Source organism: Bacillus sp. CCNWLW194 (genome assembly GCF_037120585.1).
GTDB lineage: Bacteria > Bacillota > Bacilli > Bacillales > Bacillaceae_G > Bacillus_A > Bacillus_A basilensis.
Window position 1 is genome coordinate 151,640 of record NZ_JBBBBL010000003.1, and the last position, 9,654, is coordinate 161,293.

10 protein-coding genes are annotated in these 9,654 nt (G+C 37.4%); 1 reads left to right on the forward strand and 9 read right to left on the reverse strand.

Annotated features, from left to right (window positions below):
- Positions 1-10 precede the first annotated feature (10 nt).
- Positions 11-637 (reverse strand): succinate dehydrogenase cytochrome B558, encoded by a 627-nt coding sequence (gene sdhC, locus V7S50_RS07250; RefSeq protein WP_000678354.1) that lies wholly within the window; start codon positions 635-637, stop codon positions 11-13.
- Between the two features lie 300 nt (positions 638-937).
- Here sdhC and V7S50_RS07255 point away from each other — a divergent pair, with 300 nt between their 5' ends.
- Complete coding sequence (locus V7S50_RS07255) at positions 938-1,387, forward strand: YslB family protein (protein WP_242252569.1); 450 nt, start codon at positions 938-940, stop codon at positions 1,385-1,387.
- Between the two features lie 114 nt (positions 1,388-1,501).
- Here V7S50_RS07255 and uvrC read toward each other — a convergent pair whose 3' ends face one another.
- From uvrC to V7S50_RS07295, 8 genes are all read right to left on the reverse strand, one after another.
- Positions 1,502-3,286, reverse strand: a complete 1,785-nt coding sequence (gene uvrC / locus V7S50_RS07260) for an excinuclease ABC subunit C (protein WP_063224774.1) — start codon at positions 3,284-3,286, stop codon at positions 1,502-1,504.
- A 148-nt stretch (positions 3,287-3,434) separates the two neighbouring features.
- On the reverse strand, positions 3,435-3,749 hold the full coding sequence (gene trxA / locus V7S50_RS07265) for a thioredoxin (RefSeq protein WP_001018943.1): 315 nt from the start codon (positions 3,747-3,749) through the stop codon (positions 3,435-3,437).
- A gap of 211 nt (positions 3,750-3,960) precedes the next feature.
- Positions 3,961-4,938 (reverse strand): electron transfer flavoprotein subunit alpha, encoded by a 978-nt coding sequence (etfA, locus tag V7S50_RS07270; RefSeq protein ID WP_242252568.1) that lies wholly within the window; start codon positions 4,936-4,938, stop codon positions 3,961-3,963.
- A gap of 36 nt (positions 4,939-4,974) precedes the next feature.
- Entirely contained in the window at positions 4,975-5,748 is a 774-nt protein-coding gene (etfB, locus tag V7S50_RS07275; RefSeq protein WP_063224772.1) for an electron transfer flavoprotein subunit beta, read from the reverse strand.
- Between the two features lie 78 nt (positions 5,749-5,826).
- Positions 5,827-6,603, reverse strand: a complete 777-nt coding sequence (locus V7S50_RS07280; protein WP_242252567.1) for an enoyl-CoA hydratase — start codon at positions 6,601-6,603, stop codon at positions 5,827-5,829.
- Between the two features lie 11 nt (positions 6,604-6,614).
- Entirely contained in the window at positions 6,615-7,202 is a 588-nt protein-coding gene (locus V7S50_RS07285) for a TetR/AcrR family transcriptional regulator (protein ID WP_080468722.1), read from the reverse strand.
- Positions 7,203-7,308: 106 nt separating this feature from the next.
- Complete coding sequence (locus V7S50_RS07290) at positions 7,309-8,994, reverse strand: long-chain-fatty-acid--CoA ligase (protein ID WP_063224770.1); 1,686 nt, start codon at positions 8,992-8,994, stop codon at positions 7,309-7,311.
- Positions 8,995-9,183: 189 nt separating this feature from the next.
- Positions 9,184-9,654: BclA C-terminal domain-containing protein (locus V7S50_RS07295; protein ID WP_442896543.1), on the reverse strand; the 471-nt coding region annotated here is incomplete at its 5' end.

The window sequence follows — 9,654 nt, forward strand, 5'->3', positions numbered from 1 at the left end:
CTCCCACTCCTTACTGGTTTGCTAGCTGTGGATCGATGAACGCTAATAATGCACTCACACCTACATAAGATAGACCTAAGAAAATAGCTAATGTTACATAAGTAGAGATTCTTTGTGAACGTGGAGATACTGTAATTCCCCAGCTGATGCAGAATGTCCATAGTCCATTTGCAAAGTGGAAAATTGTTGAAACAACACCAACTAAGTAGAATGCAAACATAGCTGGATTGTTTAAAATATCTGCCATCATATCATAGTTTACCTCTTTACCTAACATTGCTTGAATACGAGTTTCCCAGACATGCCAAGAAATGAAAATCAGTGTAACGATACCTGAAATTCTTTGGAAGACGAACATCCAGTTACGGAAATAACCGTAAGAAACCGCATTGTTCTTAGCTGTAAATGCAATATATAAGCCATATATAGCATGGTACAGTATTGGTAAAAAGATAATGAAAATTTCTAGCGCATACCGGAATGGAAGGAGCTCCATAAAGCCTGCAGCTTTGTTAAAAGCCTCTGCTCCTCGTGTTGCAAAGTTGTTTACAATTAAATGTTGCGTCAAAAAGACACCAACCGGGATGACCCCCATTAATGAGTGCCACTTACGAAACGTATACTCGCGGCCTTTCATGTCCCCATTACCCCCCTTGAATGATTGACTGCTGTTTTCAGATTAGTTTATAGCAATAATGTTTTTTCACTATTGGCATAAGAAAAACTGAAAAAATTATTCGAAATATTTCAGCATAATTTGATACCAAGTTCATTTTACTCCTATTTTTGTCGAAGCGTCAAGAAAACGTATACATAATTTGCATATAATTTGCCAATTCTTTTTTTCTTCTTATATATTCAGATTTTCCTAAAGAAAAATCTGTTTTTATAAATGTGAAATGTTATATAATAAGCCCTATAGAAAGAGGGGAATATTGTGAGCAAAAATACAATCGATATAACATCTTTAGAAGATGTTTCATTGAACGCCTTCGCTTATGAATTGCTACGTGAAGAATTACTACCTGATTTAATTGGTAACGATTTAGATGGTATTTTATACTGGTCCGGTAGAAACCTTGCAAGAAAATATCCGCTAGAAACAATTGAAGAAGTCATTCAGTTCTTTGAAAAAGCTGGTTGGGGCACTTTAAGCATTACTGAACATAAACGTCGTGAAATGCAGTTCCAACTTAAAGGCACTCTCATTGCTGAACGTCAAAAACAAAACAGACATTCTTCTTATCAATTAGAAGCTGGATTCATTGCTGAGCAAATTCAGAAGCAACGAAACGTCGTAGCAGAGTCCTACGAAGAAAAGAAAAAACGTTCAGACTCTATTACATTTCTTGTGAAATGGGATATAAAAGATCTCATTGAAGTGTAGCCTTACCTACAGTCAACTAGACATATAAGTTTAGTTGACTTTTTTGTATTTTCATTCAGATGCGTTTATTTTAAATCTTCAGAAATTATATCAAAAAACAGAAGACATTGTAAACTACAACGTCTTCTTATCTGTTAAATACGTATAAATTGTTTCCGCGACATTTTTCGGCATACCCGCTTCGACAAATTCTGCTACAGAAGCTTCTTTCATCTTCTTTAATGAACCAAAATGTTTTAACAATACCTTTTTCCGTTTATCACCGATTCCTGGAATATCGTCCAGTGCTGATTGAATGACAGATTTCCCGTGTAATTGACGATGGAATGTAATCGCAAATCGATGCACTTCATCTTGAATGCGCTGCAATAAATAAAATTCTTGGCTATTCCTCTCAAGTATCACCGGTTCAGGTGGATCCCCAATAATTAAATGGGATGTTTTATGTTTGTCATCTTTTACAAGGCCTGCCATCGGAATATATAACCCAAGCTCATTTTCTAGAACATCACTTACAGCTGCCAGATGACCTTTTCCCCCGTCAATAATGATTAAATCTGGTAATGGTAAATTCTCTTTCAGTGCCCTTGTATAACGGCGCCTCACCACTTCTCTCATAGACTCATAATCATCTGGTCCTTGAACCGTTTTAATTTTATATTTCCTGTACTCTTTCTTCGCTGGTTTCCCATCGATAAAAGCAATCATTGCAGAAACAGGATTTGTTCCTTGAATATTTGAGTTATCAAACGCTTCAATACGATACGGTGTTTCAATCCCGAGCTGCTTTCCTAACTGATCTACAGCTTTAATCGTTCGCTCTTCATCACGTTCAATTAAATAGAATTTCTCTTCAAGAGCAATCTTCGCATTTTTATTTGCCAGTTCTACAAGATCTTTTTTCTTACCGCGTTTCGGCTGTGTCGCTTCCACTTCTAAAAAGCGCTCTACTAATTCTGAGTCTATACTTCCTGGAACGACAATTTCCTTCGGCTTAAAATGACTGCTGTTTTCATAAAATTGACCGATAAACGTTAAGAATCCCTCTTCTGGTTCATCGTAGATTGGAAACATAGAAACATCACGTTCGATTAGCTTTCCTTTTCGAACGAAGAAAACTTGAACACACATCCACCCTTTATCAACTGCATACCCAAACACATCACGATCTACTAAATCACTCATAATCATCTTTTGTTTTTCCATAATCGCATCGATATGAGCGATTTGATCACGTAACTCTTTTGCACGTTCAAACTCTAGTTTCTCTGAAGCTTCATACATTTTTGTTTCTAATTCTGAACGAACTTCTTTATGTCCACCATTTAAAAACTTAATAATTTCATCTACAATTTCTTTGTTTTGTTCTTCCGTCACTTCTTTCACACAAGGCGCTAAACATTGACCCATATGATAATATAAACAAACTTTATCGGGCATATTTGAGCACTTACGAAGCGGATACATACGATCTAGCAGTTTTTTCGTTTCATGAGCTGATTGTGCATTCGGGTAAGGGCCAAAATACTTTCCCTTATCCTTTTTCACATTTCGCGTAATAAGTAATCGCGGCTGTTTCTCAGCTGTAATTTTAATAAAGGGATATGTTTTATCATCTTTTAATTGAATATTATATTTTGGATCATGTTTTTTTATTAAGTTTAACTCTAAAATGAGAGCCTCTAGATTTGAAGAGGTTACAATATATTCAAAATCTACAATTTCTCCTACTAGCCGAAGTGTTTTCCCGTCATGCGAACCAGTAAAGTACGAGCGCACACGATTTTTAAGCACTTTTGCCTTTCCGACATATATAACCGTTCCTTGCTTATCTTTCATTAAATAACAACCAGGTTGATCTGGTAAAATAGCCAATTTCTCTTTTAAATGTTCGTGCACTCGTTACCCTCCATTTCTACATGCTTAGCATTTTTATTTTCACATGAAAACATACTACGCCAAAACACCCAACATACGTTCTTTTATTGTAACGGAAAGGTGTAAAAAAGGAAAATAAAAAAAGCTACCAAATGGTAGCCCTTTTATTTTAGAAGTGTTTAGAAACTAATTCTACTAACGCTTCTTTCGGTTTGTAACCTAACGCTTGATCAACTACTTTACCGTCTTTTAATACGAAAAGAGCTGGAATACTCATTACTTCGAATTGACGAGCAGTTTCTTGGTTTTCATCCACGTCTACTTTTACTACTTTTACTTTTTCGCCTAGTTCTGCATCAATTTCCTCTAATACAGGAGCGATCATTTTACAAGGTCCACACCAAGGTGCCCAGAAATCTAATAATACAACACCTTCGCTAGTTTCAGCTGCGAAGCTTTGGTCATTTGCGTTTACAATTGCCATTTTATTTCCTCCTTCAAGTATATTCTACCAAGAGTATATCATTAACTTATATACGTGGCGAATAATATGTATCGTTATGTATTGTAACAAAAAAGTGTTCCTTTATACTATATAAAAATACGGATTAAATACTAAAAAGATGAGAGACAGGGGATCTCTCACCTTTTTCTATATATAGGGGTACTTCACTTGGAACTCAAGGGTACTCAAATCATGAATGTACTTTTAACTTTTTAAACTCTTCTGTTAAAAGAGGTACGACTTCAAATAGATCGCCAACAATGCCATAGTCAGCTACTTTGAAGATACTTGCTTCTGGGTCTTTATTAATCGCAACGATTATTTTTGAGTTAGACATACCAGCTAAATGCTGAATCGCACCAGAAATACCGCATGCAATGTATAGGTCTGGCGTAACAACTTTACCAGTTTGACCAATTTGTAATGAGTAATCACAGTACTCAGCGTCACAAGCACCACGAGATGCCCCAACAGCGCCGCCTAGTACGTCAGCTAACTCTTTTAATGGTTTAAATCCGTCTTCACTCTTCACACCACGTCCGCCAGCGATAATAACTTTCGCTTCAGAAAGATCAACACCTTCTGCTGTTTTACGGACGACATCTTGAATGATTGTACGTAGGTCTTTCACATCTACTGTAATAGAAGATACGTCACCACTGCGAGACTCATCTTTTTCAAGTGTTGCAATGTTATTTGGACGCACTGTTGCAAATAATATGCCCTCAGTTACAATCTTCTTCTCGAATGCTTTACCAGAGTAGATTGGACGAGTGAAGATCACATTTCCACCCTCAACTTCTAAAGCAGTTACGTCAGAAACTAGACCAGCTTCAAGCTTCGCTGCTAATTTTGGTGATAAATCTTTACCAAGTGCTGTATGGCCAAATACAATACCATCTGGATTTTCTTCAGCATATACAGCTAAAAATGCTTGTGCATAACCATCAGATGTATATGATTTTAATTTATCATTTTCAACTGTCACAACGCGATCTGCACCGTAATGAATCAATTCATTTGCAAAAGAAGCAACGCTGTCTCCAACTAGAAGACCTACTACTTCACCGCCTTCTGCAATTGTTTTTGCTGCCGCTACCGCTTCAAACGAAACGTTACGTAGCGATCCATCACGAACCTCACCCATTACTAATACTTTACGAGCCATAGATTTTCCCTCCTGCATATATAATTTCGTATTTTATTAGATTACTTTCGCTTCTGTATGGAGCAACGATACAAGTTCTTTTACTTGATCTTGCAGCTCGCCTTGTAACACTTTTCCTGCATCTTTCTTAGGAGGCAAATAGATTTCAATTGTTTTTGTCTTTGCTTCCACATCATCTTCTTCTAAATCTAAATCATCTAATTCTACTTCCTCTAGTGGCTTTTTCTTCGCCTTCATAATACCTGGAAGTGATGGATAACGAGGTTCATTTAAACCTTGTTGTGCTGTTACTAATACTGGTAATGATGTTTCAATTACTTCTGTATCACCTTCAACGTCACGTTCAATTTTCACGTTTGTACCGTCAATCTCAAGTTTTGTAATTGTCGTTACGTACGGCATATTTAATGCTTCAGCTACGCGTGGACCAACTTGTCCAGATGCACCATCAATTGCAACATTTCCACCTAAAATTAAATCTGCATCTTTATCTTTTAAATATTCAGCAAGAACTTTTGCTGTCGTGAACTGGTCACCATTTTCCACATCATCTTCAATATTAATTAATACCGCTTTATCACAGCCCATCGCTAATGCTGTACGAAGTTCTTTCTCACTATCTTCGCCACCGACTGTTACAACAGTAACTTCTCCACCTTGTGCGTCTCTTACTTGAATTGCTTCTTCAATCGCATATTCATCGTAAGGGTTGATGATGAATTCCGCTTCGCCATCGTAAATTGCACCGTTTTTAATTACGATTTTTTCTTCTGTATCAAATGTTCGTTTCATGAGTACGTAGATGTTCATTCCATTTACCCCCTTGTTTTTCAGAAAGATTCTATCAATTTTAATTTTCTGTTAATTTATATTAAAAAAATAATTGTACTACCTGCCACTAAATGAAGGCTTACGTTTTTCTAAAAACGCTGCTACACCTTCTCTTCCATCTTCACTCGTAAATACTTCACCAAAGATTTGAGCTTCGTGTTGTACACCTTCATAATAATGAGACGATTTCGTCGTTTGCAATAACTCTAATACAGCACGAGTTGTCGCTGGGCTTTTTCCAGCAATCTGTTTTGCAACTTTAAGCGTATCATCTAAAAATGTTTCTTCAGCAAAAACTCCGTTAACAAGTCCCCATTTTAATGCTTCTGCACCAGTAATCGGTGTACTTGTTAACATCATTTCACAAGCTTTCGCTTTCCCAACATAACGTGGTAATCGCTGTGTACCTGCAAATCCAGGAATTAATCCAAGTGTTAATTCAGGTAAACCAAGTTTTGTACTTTCAGTTGCAAAGCGCATGTGGCAAGACATAGCAAACTCAAGGCCGCCGCCAAGTGCCGCTCCATGAATTGCCGCGATAACTGGTTTTGAACATTTTTCAACACGCTCAAACGTAACTTGTCCAAGCTGTGCTAATTCTGTCGCTTGCTTCGCTTCAGTAACAGATGTAAATTCTTTAATATCTGCTCCTGCTGAGAAGAAGCGCCCTTCACCGTGAATAACAACAACACGAATGTTATCATCCTTCTCCACTTGATCAATTAATTCAGTAACGTCATGCATAACTTGTGAAGACATCGCGTTAGCCGGCGCATGATTTAACGTTGTTACCGCGATATGATCTTCAACTCTTACAGATAGGAATTTCAACATGATCCCTCCCATTATTGACGATAACCACAAGCTGCGATAAGTAGCCCATGTACCGTTTTTGAAAGTGCGACCAGATCATACTTATGATCGCTCATTACCCAATTGGTCACAACTTCATCTACTGTTCCAAAGATCATTTGTCTTGCCACGCGAACATTTAAATCCGCTTGGAATTCACCTTGCTTTATACCTGTCTCTAAAATCTCATCCATAACTTGTAAGTAGCCTTTTAATACTTCATTTATTTTCAGGCGTAAGTCTTGATTGGACTGTCTTAGCTCTAATTGCGTAACGATAGCAAGAGGATCATTTTGTGACAACAGCAAGAAGTGCGTTTCTACCAACATGAATAACTTCGATACAGCGCTTTCAATTCCTGCTGTTTTTTGACGAATTGTTTCGACAAATTCTCCCATTTTCTCTTGGAATAAGGATATTAATATATCTTCTTTATTTTTAAAATATAAATAAATCGTGCCATCAGCTACCCCAGCTTGCTTTGCAATTTTAGAAACTTGCGCTTGGTGGTACCCATTCTCCGCAATCACAATGACTGCCGCATCAATAATTTGATTGTATTTCGGTCTATTTTTCCTCACTTTACTGTCCCCTTCAAGAAGATGACTGAATGAATAGTCATTCATATTCTTATAATACTGACTATTTAGAAAAGTGTCAATCCTATTTTTTCAAAAAGAAAGGGCCTTAGCCCGTTTGCTCATCCTCATTCTTTCTTTTCTCTTCATCAATTAGGACACGTCGTAAGATTTTTCCGACTGTCGTTTTCGGCAGTTCATCTCTAAACTCATATACTTTAGGCACTTTATAGGCTGCTAAATATTTACGTGCAAACTGGTTTAATTCTTCCTCTGAACACTCCGCACCTTCTTTTAACACAACAAATGCTTTAACCGTCTCTCCTCGGTACGGATCTGGAACACCGATTGTCACTACTTCTTGCACCTTTTCATGCTCATATAACACTTCTTCTACTTCACGAGGATATACGTTAAAACCGCTAGCAACAATCATATCTTTCTTACGATCTTTCACATAGAAGAATCCATCTTCATCCATGTAACCAACATCCCCTGTATGAAGCCATCCATCTTGCAATACAGCTGCTGTTTCCTCTGGCTTATTCCAATATCCTTTCATAATTTGAGGGCCTTTAACAACTATTTCACCAATTTCACCTGGAGGTAATGCCTCACCAGTTTCAAGCGACATAATTATTGCTTCTGTATCTGGCCATGGAACTCCAATACTACCTGGTACTCGCTTTTCCCATAAAAAATTACTATGTGTAACCGGAGATGATTCTGTTAAACCGTATCCCTCTACTAGTTTACCACCTGTAACTGTTTCAAACTTTTCCTGTACTTCTACTGGAAGTGGTGCTGAGCCACTAATACAAGCACGAATGGAAGAGATATCGTATTGTTTTAAAAGTGAGCTATTTAAAAGAGCGATATAAATAGTTGGTGCCCCTGGGAACAACGTCACTTTATGCTTCTTAATCGCTTCAAAAACCATTTTCATATCAAACTTTGGAATCAGAACCATTTTGTATCCTTGCATAACACTCAAATTCATGACAGCCGTCATGCCGTATACGTGGAAAAATGGAAGAACTCCAAGAACAACTTCTTCTCCTTCTTTGCAATTATATAACCAGTGAACCCCCATCAACGTGTTAGAAACAAGGTTTTTATGCGTTAACATAACTCCTTTCGGAAATCCAGTTGTTCCTCCTGTGTACTGTAAAAGAGCGAGATCATTTTCAGGATCACAAGGCACTTCAACATCCGTATTCACTTCTTTTTCTACTGAGTTCCAAAGATGAGTCGTTTCACTCTCTGATACTTTCACAACTAAATTCGACTGTTTTTTCTGCACAAATGGATACAATAGATTTTTAGGGAAGGGTAAAAAGTCCGCAATACGGGTTACGATAATATGTTCAATTTTTGTAGCAGATTGAACATTCGTTACTCTTGGAAACACTAAATCGAGACAAAGAATTACTTTTGCTCCCGAATCATGAAGCTGGTATTCTAATTCTCTTTCTGTATACAGTGGATTTGTTTGTACTACGATACCTCCCGCAAGTAATGTACCGTAATAGCCAATTACAGCTTGTGGACAGTTCGGCAACATAATAGCAACTCGATCACCCTTTTCCACACCGAGCTTTTGGAGATAATTTGCAAACCTCTTCACCTTATCATGGAAGTCTGAAAATGTAATATCCTTCCCTAAAAAGTGAAGCGCTTTCTTTTCTGGATAGCGAGAAGCCATCTGTTCTACATATCTATGAAGCGGCTGAATATCATAAGAAATCGTACTCGGAATTTCCTCTGGATAACTTTTCAACCATGGTTTTTCCACCTTCATTCCCCCTTCAAATACATAAAAAATAAATGAATGTTCATTCATGATGGTTGTTTTCATTATATTATAGTCGCCATAACGTTACAATCATAATATTCTGACTTTTATATAACTATGCTTTACTTCATTAACTTCTTATTATATGTAGAAACTCTCCTAATCTTCAAAGAGTAAGAGAGTTATTATTTAGCTTAATCTTATTATCGTTAACACAGCTCCTGGTGTAGTTGTTGATAATGTTGCAACAGCTAACAAACCAAATAGTTGCAAACTAATAGCACTTCCAGCCGCAAGAGTGGTAATAATTGTTGCACTAAACGATGTGGTTGCTAATGCAGGAGAATTGATAGTCCCAGCAAGGGGTGCACCATTAATTGTAATTCGTGAACTTACTAATAACGAAGCTGTTATGTTAATTGTATATGAAATATAATAATTCCCAGCATTTGCAACCGTAAATACCGTATTTCCCCCAGACACAGTAATTCCGGGACCAATGTTTTGATTATTTGGAAGCGGGACATTCGTTCCACCAAGAAGTACCGATATTGCTGTCCCCGACGTATTATTTGCAAATGCATACGTCGCCGTTATACTTGTACCAGTTGCTCCAGTTTCACCTGTTGGCCCTGTTGAGCCTGTTATTCCCGTCGCTCC